Here is an 18339-nt window from a genome sequence, read left to right on the forward strand (position 1 = left end):
TAACGATCATGCAAAAAACAACGTTTGACAGAATTCTTGGTTTCTTGCATGGTGCCTCGCTGGCCTTTGTTATCATAGGCACGTTTATGACATTTAAGCTCTTTCTTTTTTTGGGTGTCATAAACTCTTTGCTCGTCTCATTCGTATTTCTTTTCATCTCTTTGGTAGTAATGCTTTTGATCGATTCGTTCAGGGTAAGAAGAATGCATCTTGAAGAGATCAAAAAACAGACAAAGATCCTGCAGACGATAGAAAAGCGGCTTGATGATAAAAAGCTACTTGATAACTGATCCCGCCTACTACGGAACCGATACTAAAACATTCTCCACAAAACTCTCATCGATACTTGACAGCAGCAAGACAGACTTTGCTCTTTACAGAGATAAAGAAAACAAAAATTATGCCCGATTCGCAGAAATTTTTGTCTCTACATGCAAAAGCAGAAAGATCGCGCCGATTCTGCACCAAGATTATATGCTTGCAGATACCCTAAACGCTTACGGAGTGCATCTGACTTCCGTTCAGTTCGATGATATCGGGCCGGCAAAACGGCTCGGGCTTTTCGTGGTAGTGAGTACGCATACCTTTGACGAGATCAAAAAAGCGAGCGAACTCGGAGCCGACGCCGTGACATACAGCCCCGTCTTTTTTTCGCCGGGCAAAGGAATTCCAAAAGGTTTAGCTCGTTTAAAAGAAATTGTAGGTAAAATAAACATTAAAATAATCGCACTGGGCGGAATCACGACGGATGAGCAGGTAAGAGCTGTAGAGTCATGCGGAGTTTTTGCTTATGCATCAATCAGAAAATTTATAAAGGCCTAAATAATGTTTGAAATAGTCATAGGACTAGAGGTTCACGTACAACTTAATACAAAAACAAAACTTTTTTGCTCATGCCCTACAAGTTTTAACCATAAACAAAATACCAACACTTGCCCTACCTGTCTGGCACTTCCAGGAGCTTTGCCCGTCTTTAACAAAGAGGTGTTAAAAAAAGCGGTGATGTTTGGAACGGCGATAGACGCGACGATCAACAGAACTTCATATTTTGACAGAAAATCCTACTTTTACCCTGACAGCCCTTCGGCTTACCAGATCACTCAGCTTTATACTCCGATAGTCGAACATGGAAAACTGGAGATAGATTTTGAAGACGGAAGCAAAAAGATCATAGGCATCAACCGCGCGCACATAGAAGCGGATGCGGGGAAAAACATCCATGACGGCGATATCTCCAAAGTGGATCTGAACCGTGCGGGAACTCCGCTTTTGGAGATAGTTTCTGAGCCTGATATGAGAAGTGCGGAAGAGGCGATACTCTACCTTAAAAAGCTCCACTCGATCGTAAGATATCTCGATATCTCCGATGCAAACATGCAAGAGGGGTCTTTTCGCGTGGATGTGAACGTTTCCATTCGTCCTAAAGGAGATGAGAATCTCTATACCCGTGTCGAGATCAAGAATATCAACTCTTTTAGATTTATTCAAAGAGCTATCGAGCTTGAAGTGGCTCGTCAAAAAGAGGCTTGGGAAGACGGTGTATACGATCAAGAGATCGTTCAAGAAACCCGTCTTTTCGATCAGGCGAAACAGGAGACCAGAAGTATGCGCGGCAAGGAAGAAGCGGCGGATTACCGTTACTTCCCGGAACCCGACCTTTTAAAAGCGGTCGTTACCGATGAAATGTACGTTCAGGCGACGCAGATCCCAGAACTTCCCGATGAGAAAAAAGAGCGTTTCGTTAAAGATTTCGGTATGAACGAGTATAATGCTTCGGTCATTACTTCTACTTTAGAGATGGCGAAATTCTTTGAAGAGATGATGGATGAAGGTATAAGCGCTAAAAATGCGGTAACCTGGCTTACGGTCGAGCTTCAAGGGCGTCTAAAAGGCGGTATGAGTGTCGAAACCTCGCCTGTGGATGCAAAAAAACTGGGAATGCTGGTAAAACGCATCGAAGACAACACTATCAGCGGCAAAGCGGCAAAAGAGGTGCTTGATTATCTGATGGAGAATGAAAGCGGCGTCGACGATGCTATCGACAAACTCGGTCTCAAACAGGTAAGTGATACGGGTGCTATCGAGGCTATCATCGATGAGATCCTTGCTGCAAACCAGGACAAGGTCGCTGAATATAAAAGCGGAAAAGACAAACTGTTCGGATTCTTCGTGGGTCAAACCATGAAAGCTTCAAAAGGCAGTGCAAATCCTCAGGCGGTCAATGACATACTAAAAGCAAAATTGAGTTAACTATGAATATAGCAAAGCGTTTGTTTATCGGAGCCGTTTATGCCATAAACGGTTCTAAAAAGTATGAAAACACAAAACGCTTTTTTTACAACTTTTTAGAAAACGATCAATATAGATTCAAAAAATATGTTGATTTTTTTATGATGATTCTCATCTTTGCCAGCGTATTCATTCTTATTGAAGAGGTTAAGAACCATCTGAACGTCTATTTTAAATTTTTCAACGATTACGTGATATCGATCATCTTTATGATCGAGTATACACTTCGCCTGTGGGTATATGATAGTTCGACCTCCATCATAATCGCGCAGTATGAGAAAGACACGGCGCTTTCGCGTGATTTTCGTCTGAGACGTGCTTTATACAAGGTGATGAGATCGAAGTTCGAGCATATCCGTTCGATCAGTTCCATTATAGATCTGCTTGCGATCGTCCCGTTCTTCCATGAACTCAGACTGCTCCGCATCTTTATTCTCTTTAGAATATTCAAACTTTTCAGATATACAAGAAGCGTTAAAACATTTGCTTCGGTTCTTTTGTCAAAGAAGTTCGAATTTATAACGCTTCTTATCTTTGCTTCTATCATCATCTTTGTATCGTCCGTCCTCGTATACATCATGGAAGCACACCTTCCCGAATCTCCGATAAAAACGCTCTTTGACGCTTTTTACTGGTCGGTTGTGACCATATCTACCGTCGGATACGGAGATATCGTTACGGTAAGCGAAGCGGGGCGTATCGTTGCCGTTATCGTTATCACATCGGGGATCGCGGTCATGGCGTTTACGACATCTTTGGTCGTTTCTGCTTTCACCGAAAAGATCGAAGAGATAAAAGAGATCAAGAATATCGAAGATATCGCCAAACTGAAAAAAATATATCTGATCTGCGGATATAAAGAGATCGGCCGCCAAGTAGCTCTGAAACTAAAAAAAGACGGACTAAACATAGTGGTCTTGGATAAAGAGAAAAAATATGTAGATGAAGCCGTGCATGACGGTTTCATTGCATTTGACCATGATTCCGGACTGCTCAGTACTTATGAAAACCTAAAGCTCAATATCAATACTCAGGTAAAATACGTTTTGTGTCTGGAAGACAGCGATATAGACAACATTTATACGATTCTTACGGTAAGATCTATCAGCAAGCAGGTCGAGATAATCTCCATTTTGCAAAACAAGCAAAACAGAAAGAAACTTGAACTGGCCGGTGTTTCAAATATCGTCTTTTCTCAGGAGTTTATCGGTCTTATTGCAAAAGAGTATATCGGTCAGCCGGTCGCTTTTGAGCTTATTCATGCACTTAGATCGGAAACGAACGGCATACAGATATCCGAAATACTGGTAGACGACGTTATGATACGGTACAACGGAAGTATCGCCGATATCGACAGCAGCAGGTTTAAACTTCTGCTTTTGGGGATATATAAGAGTTCCATGAACCATTTTCTTTTCAACCCGATCGAAAATACACTGCTCGAAACGGGAGATATGCTTATAATCGTAGGTGACTACGTATTTATAGAAGAGTTTAAAAAATACCTTCACACAAAGAGTGACAGATGAAATCGGCAATAATATTCGGATATAACGAATTTGCGCTTGAGATCGCGCATAGTCTTAAGACGAAGTACAACGATCTCTCTCTTTTCGTACTTGAAGACAAAGACTTTAAATTTCTTCAGGAAAACAATTTTAAAGTTTCGAAGTTCAGTATCGACGATGATTGGTCGGATCTGGAAAACGAATATGATATCGATGAACTTATCGTGTTTTGTGCTCTTGAGGATACGGCGGAAAATATCTTTTTGACCATCTCGCTTAGAGCGGTGTACGAAAATTTGATCATTATCGCGCTCTCTTCCGATCAAGAAAGCGGAAGAAAGCTAAAAATGGCGGGTGCCAACAAGATAATCCCCATCACGCAAACAACGGTCAATATCATAACCGAGATGCTCGAACGTCCCTTTGTTACGGAGATATTAAATAACATTCTTTACTCGGACGATGAACTTCAAATAGCACAGGTTACTATAGAGCAAGATTCGGAAGTCATAGGTCAGAACATAGAAAGCATAGACTGGAAAAACAGATACGGACTGCTTGTTCTGGCGATCATCAGAGAGAATCTGGACACCTCTTTCATATATACGAAAAAAGCCAATAAAGAGCCTTTGAAAGAGGATGATGTACTGGTTATCGTAGGTTATGAAAACGACATAAAAGAGTTCGAAAAAACGATCGGAAGGAGATACAATGCCAATTGGCGTAATTGGAGCTGGTAAATGGGGCACGGCTCTGGCTTTTGCGTTGTCTGAAAAAAATGACGTATATATCGCTTCCAGAACACCGCGGGAGCTAAAAAACTTTATCTCGATAGAAGAGATACTAAAACTTGAATATCTCGTTATTACCATACCGGCACAGCAGATATCGGGATGGTTAAAAGAGCATTTCATGTTTAACGGCCAAAAAGTATTGGTAGCCTCAAAAGGCATAGAAGCGGCAACAGGAAAGTTTTTAAACGAGATATATGACGAGTATATCCCCGAAGAAAACATCTGCTTTTTATCGGGTCCCTCTTTTGCCGCGGAGGTGATGCACTCTCTTCCTACGGCTCTTGTTATCAACTCGAAAAACGAAGAACTCAGTGCAGAGTTTGCTTCTTTTTTCCCGAGTTTTATCAAGACCTATATGTCAACAGACGTGATGGGTGCAGAAATATCAGGTGCATATAAAAATGTCATCGCGATCGCTGCCGGTATCTGCGAAGGTCTGAAGCTCGGCAAAAATGCGGCAGCTTCACTCATCGCACGCGGTCTTGTAGAGATGCAGAGATTCGGACGTAACTATGGAACAAAAGATGAAAGTTTCATAGGTCTCAGCGGTGCGGGTGATCTCTTTTTGACGGCATCTTCTACCATGTCGAGAAACTTCAGGGTAGGGCTCGGTCTGGCCGATGGAAAATCAAAAGAGACGATAGTAAAAGAGCTGGGCGAAGTAGCAGAGGGCATAGGTACGGCCTACGCTTTGCATATGATAGCAGAGGAAAAAAAGATATATCTCCCAATAGCCACCGAAGTCTACAAGATACTCGAAGGAAAAGATCCTAAAGAGAGTCTCAAAGACCTGCTTACGCAATAGTTTCTTCCTGTAAACTATAGAAAAATTTCCAAAGGATTTGTATAAAGCATATTTGAATGGAAAAATATAAACAGCTCTATTTTGTTATCAGAAAATAAATAAGTATAATATTTGAATTAACATTTCATCAGGAGTTCAGTATGGCAAATAGTTCAAATGGTACAATGAAATTAGTCGGTATTGTTTTAGCGGTCTTAGGTATTGGACTTGCAGTATGGGGTTACCAACTCTCCACATCCGTCGGTTCGCAAATCACTCATGCTATTACAGGCTCGCAAACAGACAAAGTGATGATGATGTATATCGGCGGTGCTGTCAGTTTTGTTGTCGGTGCATTTCTCTTTATAAAGAAGTAAAGTGTGAATGAGCAGATAGCACAGATAAAAAAGATATCGACAGCGGGGTTGGCAGGTATTGCTATCTTTTTTCTCTCATTCTCTTTTTTCAACATCGCACAGAGCTCTTTGCTCGGACTTATCGCTTTTTTGGTCGTTTTGTGGACAAATGAGGGGCTTCCTTTGGCGGTTGTGTCTTTGATGCCCATCGTGCTTTTTCCCGCTTTTGGAGTACTTTCTACCAAAGCGACCGCAGTTAACTACTCCAATCCCATCATTTTTTTGTTTTTAGGAGGATTTTTGCTTGCCATAGCGGTTGAGAAGACAGGACTGCACCGTTATCTGGCAGAAAAGATACTCTCTTTTTTCCCTGATACGGTAAGCGGTATCATCTACTCTCTCATCATCACTTCCGCACTGCTTAGTGCGATCCTTTCAAACACCACCACCGCTTTGCTGCTGATGCCCATTGCGCTGTATATCACGCAAGAGGAGAGGCTGAAGATGCGTTTTGCTCTTGCCATCGCATACGGTGCCAGCGTGGGAGGGATACTCACGCCCATCGGTACGCCGCCCAACCTCATACTTTTTGGCATCATGCAGGAGCACTCTTTGGTGCTTATTCCGTTTTTAAAATGGGTGCTCATGGTGGCGCCGCTTTGTTTTGTCATGATATTTGTCGTGGGATTTTTACTTTCTATCGGCGTTAAAAATGTAAAGATGGAGCGTAAAGGGGAGGTGTTCTCTTTGACAAGAGAGCAAAAAAAGGTGATGTATATCCTTACGGGACTGATCATGCTTCTGTTTGTCAATGCACCGATCAGACCTTACTGGAACGGTCTTGGACTAAACGAGAGTGCCGTGCTTTTAGGTACCGGGCTGCTGCTGTTTATAGAGCCTTTTCGTATTCTGGAGTGGATGAGCGACAAAGAGAGGATACCCTATAGGATCATGTTCTTGTTCGGTGCCGGATTTTCCATAGCGGCCGCATTTACAAAAACAGGGCTTGCCGACGCTCTTGCTTCATATATATTAGGCTTTACCGCTCTTTCACCGATGCTGCTCATCCTCATAGTCGCCGTGCTTATTACTTTTACCACGGAGATCACCTCAAACACCGCGCTTGTTTCCATCATGCTTCCCGTCATCTATGCTGTTGCGCTCAAAGCGGGCATAAACGTCACGCTTTTTATGATGATAGCTACCGTCTGCGCTTCATATGCGTTTATGCTCCCTATCGCCACTCCGCCAAACGCCATAGCTATGAGCAGCGGAGCCGTGGATGTAAGAACAATGATGAAATATGGCCTATTTTTAAATATTGCAGGTATAATTTCAGTCGTAATATTAGCCGAATTTTTTTGGAAGAGCGTATTGTAACAAGGAGAAAATGTGATAGTTCATATAGTGATGTTCAAATTTAAAGATGAAGATAAATACGATAATATATTAACGGTAAAAGGCATGCTTGAAAAACTGCCTTCAAAGATCGATGTTCTTAAAAAGATGGAAGTTGGAATAGACTTCAACCATAGTGAGAGAGCTTATGACATGAGTCTGTATTCAACGTTCGAGACAAAAGACGATTTGGCGCTCTATGCGACGCATCCTGCGCATCTTGAAGTCCTTGCGTTGATAAAAGAAGTCGTTGAAAAAACAAAAGTAGTAGATTACGAGAAATAAGATGGGCTGGACTTGTCAACATGATCTAAAAGGGCACTGCAAACTGTTAAACGTTCCGTGCGTTCCCGGAATAAAAGGGTGTACTCTCAATAAGGGTGCTTCTGTTGTTTTTACTACGGGAAACTATGATGAAGACAAAAAACGCAAAGAGGACTCTAAAGAGGAGATAGACTTCAGCGAACTTGCCAAAAGAAACTAGGAGTTTTCTATCTCCTCGACCTTCTCTTCGATGCTGAGCAGTTCTTCGACCTTTTGCTCATAGGTATCTTCGAGTTCTTGAAGCTCAGCCGCTAAGACGGTAATGCCTATCTTTTCATAACATGAAGGATCGGCAAGACAGCTTTTTTTCTCATCTATGCGTTTTTCCAGCTCATTTATCTCCGATGGCAGTTTTTCCAAGGCTATTTTCTCTTTAAACGTCAGTTTGAGCGTTTTTTGTTTAACTCTCTCGACGGGTTTTTCCTTTGTGCTCTCTTTTTCCATCTCCGAGAGCTCTTGAAGTTCGCGTTCTAGTTCCAAGTATTCGGAGTACTGCTGATAGCTCTCTTCGATCTTTGCATCGCCTTTGAAGATAAAGAGTTTTTTGGCGATCTTGTCCACGAAATACCTGTCGTGGCTGACGATGATGACGGCACCCGGGAAGTTTGTGAGTTTTTCTTCCAAGATGTTGATGGTCGGAATATCGAGGTCGTTCGTCGGCTCATCGAGGATGAGGATATCCACCTTTTTGGTAAATAAAAGTGCAAGGGCGACGCGGTTTTTTTCTCCGCCGCTGAGCACGCTTATCTTTTTGTCCAAGAATTCTCTCGGAAAAAGAAAGTTCTTTAAGTAGCCGTAAACATGCATATTTTTCCCCTGCACGTCTACTCTGTCTCCGCCGTTTGGGCAAAACGTTTCGATGAGGTCTTTGCTGTCATCGAGCATCTCTCTGTGCTGGTCGAAATACCCGATAGTAAAATCGCCGCGGTTTATGGTTCCGCTTGTCGGTTTGATACGTCCCAAAAGTGTTTTAAGCAGCGTTGATTTTCCGCTGCCGTTTGGTCCGACTATCGCGATGACATCTTTTTGCAGGATGCGTGTACTGAAATTGTCTATGAGTTTTTTTGTACCAAGGGTTACATTGAGATCTTCTACCTCAAAAAGCATTTTTTGTCTGTTGACGCTTTTGTCGCGGTTGAAGTTTTTTGCTTCACGCTCAAGCTCTACACTCATTTTGCGTATCTTTGCGGGATTTGTCTTTGCGTCTTCTCGAAGCTCCATCAGACGTGCTTTTCTGCCTTCGTTGCGTTTGAGTCTTGCCCGCACACCTCTAGAGTACCACTCGTTTTCCGATTTTACGAGCCTTAAAAGATTTTCATGCTGTTTTTGAAGAGTACGGAGGATCTCCTCTTTTTGAGCAAGGTAATCGCTGTATCCTCCTTTGAACTCTCTAAGTCTGCACTCTTCGACCTCTATGCTTTTTGTAGCTATCCTGTCTATAAAATATCTGTCATGGGAGATAAAGACGAGCGTGAATTTCTCTTTTAAGATAAGATCTTCCAAAAACTCCACCATATAGACGTCAAGATGGTTGGTCGGTTCGTCAAGAAGCAGTACATCTGGCTTTTGAAGAAGAAGTGAAGCAAGTGCGACGCGTCTTTGTTCTCCTCCGCTCAAGAGAAGTACGGGTTTGTCTTCATACTCTTTGAGTTTAAAATGCTCTATCACCCTTTGAATCTTGTCATCCAGACTCCAGGCACTATGGTGGTCGAGATAGTTTCCAAGTTTTGCATGTTCATCGAGCAGATTTCTGTTTTCAAAATCATCGACGAGCAGAAGCGAGATCTCGTCATATCTCTTTTTGGCGTCTATAAGCTCTTTTAAGCCGTCTCTGACGGCTTCTTTTACACTTTGTCCCTCTTTGAACTCCGGACGCTGTGAGAGCATTTTTACCTCTAGGTCCTGACGGGTGATGCGCTCTCCCGCGTCTGCTTCAAGCGAGCCGTCCACGATCTTCATCAGCGTCGATTTTCCGCTGCCGTTCTTTCCGATTATGACGATACGCTCTCCCTCTTCGACATGAAAGTTTATATTTTCCAGGATCTTTTGCGCTTCGTAGTGTTTAGATATATTTAGTAGGTCTATTAGTGCCATATTTGTTTTGTATCCCTAAAGTTTATAAAAAAGGTAGTTTACTAGATTGTGGATTAAAAACAGATACGTTTTGCAACATACCAGACGGCAATGGCGTTGTCGGTATAGGCGAATTCTCTTTGATTTGCCGGGATTACTTCGTTTCGCAATTTTGAACGTATGATGCCTACGATCAAAAAAGTGATAAGAAGCACGGCTCCCGCTATGAAATAATCATACAGATACCATGCCCATAAAGCAAAAAGGGCGGGAGAAAACTTTAAAAAAAAGCTTATGAAAAAAACCAGCACTCCGCATTTTTTGTTTTTGATCTTTGGTGTCGGTTCGATCAGTTCTAAAAAATCATTGTCCATAGCTTAAAATTTCACATCCTCGTATCTGTCGTATATCCATTTGGCGACTGCTTGGCGCTCATCCTCTTTTAAGGTCTTGACGGCGGGCATGACGCCGAACTTCTCAACGGCACCCATCCTGCACATCGTGTCTTCGGCCCGCGGATTTTGGATATAGTCTTTTATAAAAGCTATTATAACACGTCTTTTAACATCCTCGAATTCATCTTCTTTGATGCTAACCTGTTCTTTTAGGCGGTTAGCGACTTCATTCATAGGAGGTGCTTTTATTTTGTCCAGGTTTTTTAGAGTGTACTCTTTTGTCAAAAGTTCGGCATGGCACTTTTTGCAGTTATTTTTAAAGACCTCGTAGCCTTCGTCGGCAAAAGATGCCGATGCCAAGATCATAAGCGAGAGAGAGATGAGTTTGAGCACTATATATCCTTAGTAAATAAAATGTGCAAGATTCTATCAGGTGTGTGTTAATTTAACATTAATCTACGGGAAAAAATATAAAAAAGACTTATGTATTCTCATAAAGATGATATTTTAAATTTTAATGTTCTAAATCAAAGAAATATAAATAAAAAGGTGATATAGTATACCTTTATTAAAATCTAAGAATGAATGATTCGTTTATTACGATGTCGGTATTTTGAAGAAAAGGAAGAGAAATGGGGTTATTAAAATATTTTAGCATCCGCGGTAAATTATTTTTGCTTTTTGCTATTCCTGCAATTGCGCTCTTGGCACAGATAGCACTTGTTTTGGTCGAAAAAGCTCATGTGGTGAGTGAGAGCGATGTTCTAAAAAAAGCATTGACGGTTTCAGTGGATGTCAGCGGATTGGTACATGAGATGCAAAAAGAACGCGGCATGTCTGCAGGATATCTTGCATCCAAAGGCGCTAAGTTCGGCGATCTCCTGCCAAAACAGCGCACATTGACGGATGAACGGCTGAAAAAATTGAGAGAAACTATTAAAAATTCGGACCTGGATGCGATGCCTAAAGAGTTCGTATCCAAACTGCAAGAATCCGTAGCCAGATTGGATGATCTTAAAACAATTCGTACAAGCGTGACGGGGCAGAGCATATCTAAAAAAGACGCCATAGCCTATTATACGATCACGAACGGAGATTTCTTAGATTCCATCGGAGTGCTGTCAAAAGTTTCGACGAACCAGACCGTTGTAAAAAAGCTTAACTCCTATGTGAATTTTCTTTATTCCAAAGAGCGTGCAGGAATAGAAAGAGCGGTCGGATCGGGTATATTCGGCAGCGGCCGCGTAACTACCCAGGATCGTACGAAATTCAATACGCTGATCGTCGAACAAAATACTTTCTTAAAAAGTTTCAAAATACTGGCGGACAAAGATAATATCGAAGTCTTGAAACAGACACTTAAAGGAGATGCCGTAAACGAGGTCGAACGTATGCGTTCGATCATACTAAATGCTACTCCCGACGTTCAGCTGAACGTCGATGCGACATACTGGTTCAAGATGATAACCAAAAAAATAAACCTTTTAAAAGACGTGGAGAACCATCTTTCACAAAATCTCTTGAGCTCTATCGATAAGATCAAGAAGAAACAAAATACGACATTGATCTACATAACCATCGCAAACGCGTTCGTTGTGATATTTGCTTCCGTGATCGGGCATGTCATCTCTCAATATATTTTAGCTTCCTTAAAAGAGATCAACCGCGTATCGAGCAATCTGGGTGCTGGAAATCTTACGGAAAAACTTAATATCGATTCAAAAGATGAGATAGGGCAGACCTCTGTTGAGATCAACAGTTTTATATCCAAGGTACGGGAGACGTTAAGTATTGCCAAAGGAAAAAGCGACGAGAACGTTACGATCGCCCATGAGTTGTCTGCAACCGCTATGAACGTGGGCAGCAGCGTCGAAAAATCGGTTTCCATTATCAATGATGCGACACATCAGGCCGATGAGATCAGAAACTCTATCCTCAAAGCGATCGAAGATTCGCAAAAAAGCAAAGAGGATATTCTCAATGCCAACGAAACCTTAGAAGATGCGAAAGAGGATATCATAGGATTGACATCTAGAGTACAAGAATCAGCAGAAGTAGAGATAGAGCTTGCCGATCGTATGAAAAATATCTCCAATGATGCCGAACAGGTGAAATCGGTACTTGAAGTGATCTCCGATATTGCCGACCAGACAAATCTGCTTGCGCTCAATGCTGCTATCGAAGCAGCACGCGCAGGTGAACATGGCCGCGGATTTGCCGTTGTTGCGGACGAAGTGAGAAAACTTGCCGAACGTACGCAAAAATCTCTTGTCGAGATCAATGCGACGATCAATGTCATCGTAAAATCGATCATCGATCTGAGCGCTCAGATGAACAATGGTTCAAAAGATATCGAAGAGCTTTCTCAAGTGGCTTCAGAAGTAGAGAAAAAGATAACGCATACGGCTACTATCGTCAATCAAGCCGTTGATGTCGCCGATAAAACGGTGCAAGATTTCACAAATGCCGGAAACGGAATCGAAAATATAGTCTCCAAAGTAGACGAGATCAATCATATCTCCTCTACGAACGCAAGAAACGTGGAAGAGATCGCTGCTGCTGCGGACCATCTTAATGCTATGACGACCGAGCTGCATAGCAAACTCGAAGCCTTTAGAACATAACCGCCGTTTTTATAAAAGGACATAGCCGATTTTGAAGCTATGTCCTTTTTTACGGATATATCCGAGCGAATATATAAAAATCAGCCTTCTTTGCCGGTACATAGATAGATCATGGATAAAAAATATACTTAAATCGTCATATTGCTTCAAAGGCTTAAGAGATAGATATTCTATTTTGGATATGATTACGATCATAAAATAAAGGATCTGAAATGTCGGAACCGAATTTGGAAGATATATCTGATTACGATTCTCTCAAAGGTCATAAAAAAAGAGTAGTATGGAGCGTGATCCTGATCGGGTTGATCATCGGTATAATATATGTACTAAGCTATGACTACCTGGTTAATGTTACGGATTCGATCCACATTGAAAAGAATATAGGTACTATACCGGTCAAATAATATAAAAAAGGATTTTGGAAATATATGTTAATGACAATCATAACGCTATATTCGTTTTATGTACTGATAAATCTCTATGTCAGTGTTATGCAGATCGGGTATATAGCCCAGGCAAAGAAGAAAGCTCCGGTACTTATGGAGTGCGATGAGTATGTAAAAGCGGCAGACTATGCCATCGCCAAAGAGAGACTTTCCATTGCAAACACGATTGTCGATTATATGACTGTTTTGATATGGATAGGATTTGGGATTGCATATCTCAGTAACAATCTGTTCATAGCAAACGAAGCGCTAAAAAGCGTAGCCGTCGTTCTTGGTTTTGTCCTTATCAACTCCCTTATATCACTGCCGTTTTCAATATATGAGAAGTTCGTACTGGATGAAAAATTCGGATTTAACAAATCGACGGCGGGGCAGTTCATAAAAGACACGTTAGTGACTCTGGTCTTGAGCATACTTTTTGGCGGACTCGTCGTTTGGGGCGTCTATCTCATAATGACTACGTTGCAGTTTTGGTGGTTATGGAGTTTTGTCTTTATCTTCGGTGTCATGATCTTGATAAACATGTTCTTTCCTACAGTGAGAGCTATGTTCTTTGACAAACTTACCCCGCTTGAAGATGAAAAACTTGCCCAGGAGATAAAAGCGTTAATGGATAAGACAGGCTTTGTAAGCAGCGGAGTGTTTATAAGCGACGCAAGCAAACGCGATGCAAGACTTAATGCTTATTTCGGCGGTCTTGGAAAGACAAAAAGGGTAGTGCTTTTCGATACGCTGCTGCAAAAACTGGAGCCAAAAGAACTGCTTGCGGTCTTAGGGCATGAGCTCGGACATTTCGCGCATGGCGACATATATAAAAATATAGCGCTTGTAGGCGTCATGCTTTTTGCGATGTTCGCTCTGTTTGGAAATCTTCCTCAAAACCTCTACCTTGAGATGGGCTTGTCTCCTTCACCGTATATCATCATGATACTTTTTTTGATATTCATGCCTGTGTTGAGCTTTGTCATGATGCCTGTCATGGGTATTCTTAGCAGACATAATGAGTATGAAGCAGACAAGATGGGAGCACAGCTCGGCGGAGCGAGCGGAGAGATAGAGCTTGCAAATGCCTTGAAAAAACTCGTGACGGAAAACAAAAGCTTTCCGCTTTCCCATCCGGTATATATATTTTTTCACTATACGCATCCGCCTGTCATCGAAAGGCTAAAAGCATTAGGCGTTGATATAGCGGATGCGGATACCGGTGCTTTAGAGGGTGCATGTCCGAATATAGATTAAAAGAGCTGCAAAAAGAGTTAATTGATATTTTAAACGGCAAGATCGAAAGACCCGCACGCGAAGCACAGTTGATACTCATGCACTCGTTTGGATGCGATGAACTTTGGCTTATGATGCATAAAGACGAGATGATCGAAAATGCGAACGAGATCATAAACAAAGCACAACGGCGTTCTTTGAACGAACCTCTTGAATATATTACCAACCGCGTCAGCTTTTATTCTCGGGAGTTTTTTATAGATTACGGTGCGCTCATCCCCAGACCCGAGACAGAATTGCTTATCGACGAGGTACTCAAACGTATCGAAGACAAAGAGAGCCGGCTTGTATTCGCAGAGGTCGGAGTGGGTAGCGGGATCATATCTATAGTCTTGGCGCAGTATCTGCCAAATGCAGAGTTTATTGCCGTAGATATCTCTAAAGACGCATTGAAAATAGCAGAGGAAAACATAAAAAGATTCGGATTGGAGAAAAGAATAGAACTAAGACACGGCTCTTTACTCGAACCGGTAAAGGAAAAGATAGATTTTCTTGTATCGAATCCTCCATACATAGCCGATGATGCCCCTTTGGAATCAAACCTCTCCTATGAGCCTCAAAATGCTCTGTTTGGGGGAAAGATAGGAGATGAGATAATAAAAAAGCTTCTTATAGAGTTTTTAAATCGGGATATTAGTTTTTTTTGTTGTGAGATGGGTTATGATCAAAGGGATAAAATAGTAAACTTTTTATCCGATAAAGTTTACGGCAATATAGATTTTTACAAAGATTTAAGCGGTTTTGACAGAGGTTTTACAGTAAAGGCGATAGATGAATAAAAAAATATATGCGGATTTTGGTTATTTGATTTTATTGGCGGCTTCATTCGGTGCGGTTTTTGTGCTGGGTGCCATCGTCGCTCCCGTAATATTTCATACTGACAGGCTGGCTGTCGATCTTTTGATAGACCATTATAACGAAGGCGTTATAATGAGTGAAATATTTTTAAGATTCAGTTATTTTATCTATTTTCTCGCTTTTAGTGTCGCGCTGTATGAAGCGGTGATGTATAAAACAGGACAAAGGGACAAGACACTTTTTTATTCCGCATTTCTTGTCGTAGCGACATCGTTAATGTTCAGCGGCGTATATGTTCCGAAAATACTTGAACTACAGGCTATGGGCAGGGAAGCGACGACAAGCGATACTTTTGACAACCTGCATATAGCCAGCGAGATAGATTTTAAGATACTTGCCGCGGCTTTGATCGTTTTGTTTATCAGACGTCTTATGCTGCTTAGACGCAGCTGATCAAATACTGTTTTTCTTCGTCCCGAATTTCTCTTCCCACCACTCTTGCGGTGACATGCTTGTTTTTTTCAGACTCTCTTCATCAAAAGGATAATCATAATTGTTACAGTAGGCAAGAAGTATCTCGTAGGCTTCGTTTATCTGCGCACTCATTTTTGTGGCGGTTTTTGCATCGTTTTTGTGTTTATCCGGATGCCATTTCTTTATCAGTGTCTTGTATCTGTTTTTTATTTCTGCAAGGGAGGCTTTTTCACCAAGGCCGAGGAGTGTTTTGGCCTTGATGAGTTTTTCAAAGGAGGACAAAATCGGATCAGTCTTGTTGTCTTCTCATATATGTCGGTACTTCAAGGTAATCATCACCTATATCGCCGCCGACGACAAGTCTAGGACGAACAACGGCTCTTGGAGGTGCTTTTACTTCAGGTTCAAAATTGCTGTTATTTGTGTTGATATCTTTTTCAAATCCTGTCGCGACAAGAGTGATACGGACAAAGTCTTCAGGAAGAGAGTCATCTGTAGATGTACCGAAGATAACTTCCGCATCTTCGTGTGCGCTTTCATGTACGACTTCCATAGAGTTGGCAAGTTCCATCATAGGAAAGTTCGGATGCATATTGAAGTGTACAAGAACACCCAGCGCTCCATTGATAGACATATTGTCAAGCAGCGGAGATTCGATAGCGGCTTTGATGGCTTCATAAGCTGCGTTTTCACCTTGATGCTCGCCCACACCCATAAGTGCCATACCGCGATGGCTCATAACGGTTTGTAGATCGGCAAAGTCAAGATTGATATCGTTATCGCCGCTTGAGAGAATAACACCCGATGTTCCGCTTACGGCTTGAGCTAAAACGGAATCAACAATCTTAAAGCTCTCTTTCATACCGAGTTTACGGTCTATGATGGAAAGAAGTTTGTCATTTGGGATGACAACGATAGAATCGCTTTCTTGTTTTAACTCTTCAAGTCCCGTTTCTGCAAGCTTCAGGCGTTTTTTGCCTTCAAACACAAACGGTTTAGTGACGATAGATATGGTTAATGCACCGACCTCTTTTGCGATCTGCGCAACGACCGGAGCAGCACCTGTTCCCGTTCCTCCGCCAAGACCGGCCGCGACAAAGACGATATCAGCGCCCTCAAGTGCAGTACGGATCTCATCGTAACTCTCCAATGCGGATTCTTTGCCGATCTCAGGCTTCATACCTGCTCCGAGACCTTTGGTAAGTTTCGTACCGATCTGTATTCTTGTAGACGCGCTTGACTCTTCGAGGACCTGAGCATCGGTATTGACGACTATCATGTCGATACCGTTTACCCCTTCTCGAAGCATATGCCCTATCATATTACCGCCGCCGCCGCCGACACCGACTGCTACTATCCGAGCTCCGTTTGTAGCTCTTGCTTCTTCTACTGAAAATGGATCCATCTTACACACTCCTTTGATTTAACTTGCTTAAAATAACTGGGTAGCCCAATTCCAAAATTTTGAGACTACAGTCGCTTCATCTCTTTTCTTCTCTTTCTCATTCGGCAATTTCGCCAGTTTTGATTTTATATCGTTTTCCGGCGGAACGGGAATGGAATTTTCCACTATTTCATCTGAATTGAAATCAACCGTACTGTCTTGAACCGGAGGTTCGCCGTGATGTCTCATACGTTTGTTTACGTCTATCTCGTAAGGAGAGTAGTTATCTGCTGCATATTTGATGAGTCCGAGTGCCGCTGAAAATTGCGGACCTCTGACATCATCATAAAGTCCGTCCATTTCAGGAGCTTGCGCAAGGCGTACTGGCATATTGTCAAAGATGGCGACTGCCAGTTCCCTGATCCCGTCCATATTGCTAAAACCGCCTGTTAAAACGACACCGGCTCCCAAGTGTTCTTTGAGTCCGCTTTTTTCCAATGACTGCGCTATTATCATCAGTGTCTCTTCAACTCTCGCGTAGATGACGTTATGGACCACTTCCAACGATACTTCATGCGTGGAGCTTTCATCTCCGATGATCGGGAGTTCTATAAGGTCGTTGCTCGGAGTGTTTAAAGAACCGTAGTTCATCTTGACTCTTTCAGCGACGTTGAGCGGAGTGTGAAGAGCCATGGAAAGATCGTTCGTTATATGATTGGAACCGACGCCCAAGAAGTCATTGTATCGTATGGAGTTTCCGGAATGGACGACTATATTGCAGGTGTTTCCGCCCATATCTATGACCGCGACACCCAGCTCTTTTTCATCATGGTTTAAAACGGCGATGGCAGAAGCATACCCTGAGAGTATAACGTTCTCGACTTCTACTCCGGCTGCCTTAACTGCTTTTCGCAGGTTATGAAGATTTGATTTTTGCGTAGTTATGATATGTGTTTCGACTTCGAGTCTTGAAGCGTTCATACCCAGAGGATCTTCGATAAAGTCCTGCTCATCCACTTTGAAGTTGTACGGAAGTGCATGAAGGACTTCATATTCGTTTGGGATGTTCGCATTATATAAAGAGGTATGCATAACGCGGTTTATCTCTTTGACGCTTATCTCTTTATGCGGAATATTTACGATACCGCTGGAGTTAAGACTTTTAGTGTATGCTCCGGATATGGAGACGATGGCATTTTTTATGTCTATGCCCGCGACACGTTTGGCATCTGACAGAGCGTTTCTTATAGATTTCGATGCTAACTCGATGTTAGTTATACTGCCTTTTTTTAAGCCTTGAGCTTTGGCTTTTCCTGAACCTGTAATCTGTATATTGCCATTTTCGTTTATGTCCGCGATAATCGCGCTAACTTTAGTTGATCCTATATCTATGGCTAAAACAGTTTTGTTCAAC

At 42.1% G+C, this 18339-nt stretch carries 21 protein-coding genes; 15 read left to right on the forward strand and 6 right to left on the reverse strand.

What is annotated here, in order from left to right:
• Positions 1-8 precede the first annotated feature (8 nt).
• The 10 genes from WCY03_RS04570 (at position 9) to WCY03_RS04615 (ending at position 7613) form a co-directional block, all read left to right on the forward strand.
• Complete coding sequence (locus tag WCY03_RS04570; protein ID WP_345993815.1) at positions 9-290, forward strand: hypothetical protein; 282 nt, start codon at positions 9-11, stop codon at positions 288-290.
• Positions 265-822, forward strand: a complete 558-nt coding sequence (locus tag WCY03_RS04575; RefSeq protein WP_345993816.1) for a thiamine phosphate synthase — start codon at positions 265-267, stop codon at positions 820-822. The genes WCY03_RS04570 and WCY03_RS04575 overlap by 26 nt, the downstream gene beginning before the upstream one ends.
• 3 nt (positions 823-825) lie before the next feature.
• Positions 826-2250: an Asp-tRNA(Asn)/Glu-tRNA(Gln) amidotransferase subunit GatB gene (gatB, locus tag WCY03_RS04580; RefSeq protein WP_345993817.1), complete on the forward strand. Its 1425-nt coding sequence runs from the start codon at positions 826-828 to the stop codon at positions 2248-2250.
• A gap of 2 nt (positions 2251-2252) precedes the next feature.
• Complete coding sequence (locus tag WCY03_RS04585; RefSeq protein ID WP_345993818.1) at positions 2253-3818, forward strand: ion transporter; 1566 nt, start codon at positions 2253-2255, stop codon at positions 3816-3818.
• A complete protein-coding gene (locus WCY03_RS04590; protein WP_345993819.1) occupies positions 3815-4537 on the forward strand; it encodes a TrkA C-terminal domain-containing protein in 723 nt (240 codons plus the stop codon). Before WCY03_RS04585 ends, WCY03_RS04590 begins: the two co-directional genes overlap by 4 nt.
• Positions 4509-5396 (forward strand): NAD(P)H-dependent glycerol-3-phosphate dehydrogenase, encoded by an 888-nt coding sequence (locus WCY03_RS04595; protein WP_345993820.1) that lies wholly within the window; start codon positions 4509-4511, stop codon positions 5394-5396. Before WCY03_RS04590 ends, WCY03_RS04595 begins: the two co-directional genes overlap by 29 nt.
• Positions 5397-5536: 140 nt before the next feature.
• Positions 5537-5752 (forward strand): DUF3185 family protein, encoded by a 216-nt coding sequence (locus tag WCY03_RS04600; RefSeq protein ID WP_345993821.1) that lies wholly within the window; start codon positions 5537-5539, stop codon positions 5750-5752.
• Between the two features lie 3 nt (positions 5753-5755).
• Positions 5756-7111 carry a DASS family sodium-coupled anion symporter gene (locus tag WCY03_RS04605; RefSeq protein WP_345993822.1) on the forward strand — a complete coding sequence of 452 codons (1356 nt, stop codon included), beginning with the start codon at positions 5756-5758 and terminating at the stop codon, positions 7109-7111.
• Between the two features lie 12 nt (positions 7112-7123).
• The gene (locus tag WCY03_RS04610; protein ID WP_345993823.1) at positions 7124-7414 is read left to right on the forward strand and encodes a Dabb family protein; all 291 of its coding nucleotides are present in this window, start codon (positions 7124-7126) and stop codon (positions 7412-7414) included.
• Position 7415: 1 nt separating this feature from the next.
• Complete coding sequence (locus WCY03_RS04615; RefSeq protein ID WP_345993824.1) at positions 7416-7613, forward strand: hypothetical protein; 198 nt, start codon at positions 7416-7418, stop codon at positions 7611-7613.
• Here WCY03_RS04615 and abc-f read toward each other — a convergent pair.
• Genes abc-f through WCY03_RS04630 form a run of 3 tightly spaced genes read right to left on the reverse strand, consistent with a single transcriptional unit; the run spans position 7610 to position 10314 of the window.
• The gene (gene abc-f / locus WCY03_RS04620; protein ID WP_345993825.1) at positions 7610-9547 is read right to left on the reverse strand and encodes a ribosomal protection-like ABC-F family protein; all 1938 of its coding nucleotides are present in this window, start codon (positions 9545-9547) and stop codon (positions 7610-7612) included. The two genes, WCY03_RS04615 and abc-f, sit on opposite strands and share 4 nt — an antisense overlap.
• Positions 9548-9600: 53 nt before the next feature.
• Entirely contained in the window at positions 9601-9900 is a 300-nt protein-coding gene (locus tag WCY03_RS04625; protein ID WP_345993826.1) for a hypothetical protein, read from the reverse strand.
• A gap of 3 nt (positions 9901-9903) precedes the next feature.
• Positions 9904-10314, reverse strand: coding sequence for a cytochrome c (locus WCY03_RS04630; protein ID WP_345993827.1), 411 nt, complete (start codon positions 10312-10314; stop codon positions 9904-9906).
• Between the two features lie 239 nt (positions 10315-10553).
• On the opposite strand from WCY03_RS04630, the gene WCY03_RS04635 reads away from it, so the two are divergent.
• The 5 genes from WCY03_RS04635 to WCY03_RS04655 all read left to right on the forward strand — a co-directional run bounded on the left by WCY03_RS04635 (position 10554) and on the right by WCY03_RS04655 (position 15520).
• The gene (locus WCY03_RS04635) at positions 10554-12545 is read left to right on the forward strand and encodes a methyl-accepting chemotaxis protein (RefSeq protein ID WP_345993828.1); all 1992 of its coding nucleotides are present in this window, start codon (positions 10554-10556) and stop codon (positions 12543-12545) included.
• Positions 12546-12757: 212 nt separating this feature from the next.
• Complete coding sequence (locus tag WCY03_RS04640) at positions 12758-12949, forward strand: hypothetical protein (RefSeq protein ID WP_345993829.1); 192 nt, start codon at positions 12758-12760, stop codon at positions 12947-12949.
• 24 nt (positions 12950-12973) lie between these two features.
• A complete protein-coding gene (locus WCY03_RS04645; protein WP_345993830.1) occupies positions 12974-14230 on the forward strand; it encodes a M48 family metallopeptidase in 1257 nt (418 codons plus the stop codon).
• A complete protein-coding gene (gene prmC, locus WCY03_RS04650) occupies positions 14212-15048 on the forward strand; it encodes a peptide chain release factor N(5)-glutamine methyltransferase (protein ID WP_345993831.1) in 837 nt (278 codons plus the stop codon). The genes WCY03_RS04645 and prmC overlap by 19 nt, the downstream gene beginning before the upstream one ends.
• Positions 15041-15520 (forward strand): DUF4149 domain-containing protein, encoded by a 480-nt coding sequence (locus WCY03_RS04655; protein WP_345993832.1) that lies wholly within the window; start codon positions 15041-15043, stop codon positions 15518-15520. The genes prmC and WCY03_RS04655 overlap by 8 nt, the downstream gene beginning before the upstream one ends.
• Here WCY03_RS04655 and WCY03_RS04660 read toward each other — a convergent pair whose 3' ends face one another.
• From WCY03_RS04660 to ftsA, 3 genes are read right to left on the reverse strand one after another with little or no spacing between them, the layout of a single operon-like run.
• Positions 15521-15823: a J domain-containing protein gene (locus WCY03_RS04660; RefSeq protein ID WP_345993833.1), complete on the reverse strand. Its 303-nt coding sequence runs from the start codon at positions 15821-15823 to the stop codon at positions 15521-15523.
• Positions 15824-15830: 7 nt separating this feature from the next.
• Positions 15831-16946 carry a cell division protein FtsZ gene (gene ftsZ, locus WCY03_RS04665; RefSeq protein ID WP_345993834.1) on the reverse strand — a complete coding sequence of 372 codons (1116 nt, stop codon included), beginning with the start codon at positions 16944-16946 and terminating at the stop codon, positions 15831-15833.
• Positions 16947-16973: 27 nt separating this feature from the next.
• Positions 16974-18338, reverse strand: coding sequence for a cell division protein FtsA (gene ftsA / locus WCY03_RS04670; protein ID WP_345993835.1), 1365 nt, complete (start codon positions 18336-18338; stop codon positions 16974-16976).
• Position 18339: the final 1 nt, after the last annotated feature.

This window comes from Sulfurimonas sp. HSL-1716, assembly GCF_039645975.1.
GTDB lineage: Bacteria > Campylobacterota > Campylobacteria > Campylobacterales > Sulfurimonadaceae > Hydrocurvibacter > Hydrocurvibacter sulfurireducens.

What these genes read in the sequence shown, in the direction of transcription:
- WCY03_RS04570 (WP_345993815.1), top strand. Translation starts at nt 9, where the DNA reads ATGCAAAAAACAACGTTTGACAGAATTCTTGGTTTCTTGCATGGTGCC.
- WCY03_RS04575 (WP_345993816.1), top strand. Translation starts at nt 265, where the DNA reads ATGATAAAAAGCTACTTGATAACTGATCCCGCCTACTACGGAACCGAT.
- gatB (WP_345993817.1), top strand. Translation starts at nt 826, where the DNA reads ATGTTTGAAATAGTCATAGGACTAGAGGTTCACGTACAACTTAATACA.
- WCY03_RS04585 (WP_345993818.1), top strand. Translation starts at nt 2,253, where the DNA reads ATGAATATAGCAAAGCGTTTGTTTATCGGAGCCGTTTATGCCATAAAC.
- WCY03_RS04590 (WP_345993819.1), top strand. Translation starts at nt 3,815, where the DNA reads ATGAAATCGGCAATAATATTCGGATATAACGAATTTGCGCTTGAGATC.
- WCY03_RS04595 (WP_345993820.1), top strand. Translation starts at nt 4,509, where the DNA reads ATGCCAATTGGCGTAATTGGAGCTGGTAAATGGGGCACGGCTCTGGCT.
- WCY03_RS04600 (WP_345993821.1), top strand. Translation starts at nt 5,537, where the DNA reads ATGGCAAATAGTTCAAATGGTACAATGAAATTAGTCGGTATTGTTTTA.
- WCY03_RS04615 (WP_345993824.1), top strand. Translation starts at nt 7,416, where the DNA reads ATGGGCTGGACTTGTCAACATGATCTAAAAGGGCACTGCAAACTGTTA.
- abc-f (WP_345993825.1), bottom strand. Translation starts at nt 9,547, where the DNA reads ATGGCACTAATAGACCTACTAAATATATCTAAACACTACGAAGCGCAA.
- WCY03_RS04625 (WP_345993826.1), bottom strand. Translation starts at nt 9,900, where the DNA reads ATGGACAATGATTTTTTAGAACTGATCGAACCGACACCAAAGATCAAA.
- WCY03_RS04635 (WP_345993828.1), top strand. Translation starts at nt 10,554, where the DNA reads ATGGGGTTATTAAAATATTTTAGCATCCGCGGTAAATTATTTTTGCTT.
- WCY03_RS04640 (WP_345993829.1), top strand. Translation starts at nt 12,758, where the DNA reads ATGTCGGAACCGAATTTGGAAGATATATCTGATTACGATTCTCTCAAA.
- WCY03_RS04645 (WP_345993830.1), top strand. Translation starts at nt 12,974, where the DNA reads ATGTTAATGACAATCATAACGCTATATTCGTTTTATGTACTGATAAAT.
- prmC (WP_345993831.1), top strand. Translation starts at nt 14,212, where the DNA reads ATGTCCGAATATAGATTAAAAGAGCTGCAAAAAGAGTTAATTGATATT.
- WCY03_RS04655 (WP_345993832.1), top strand. Translation starts at nt 15,041, where the DNA reads ATGAATAAAAAAATATATGCGGATTTTGGTTATTTGATTTTATTGGCG.
- ftsZ (WP_345993834.1), bottom strand. Translation starts at nt 16,946, where the DNA reads ATGGATCCATTTTCAGTAGAAGAAGCAAGAGCTACAAACGGAGCTCGG.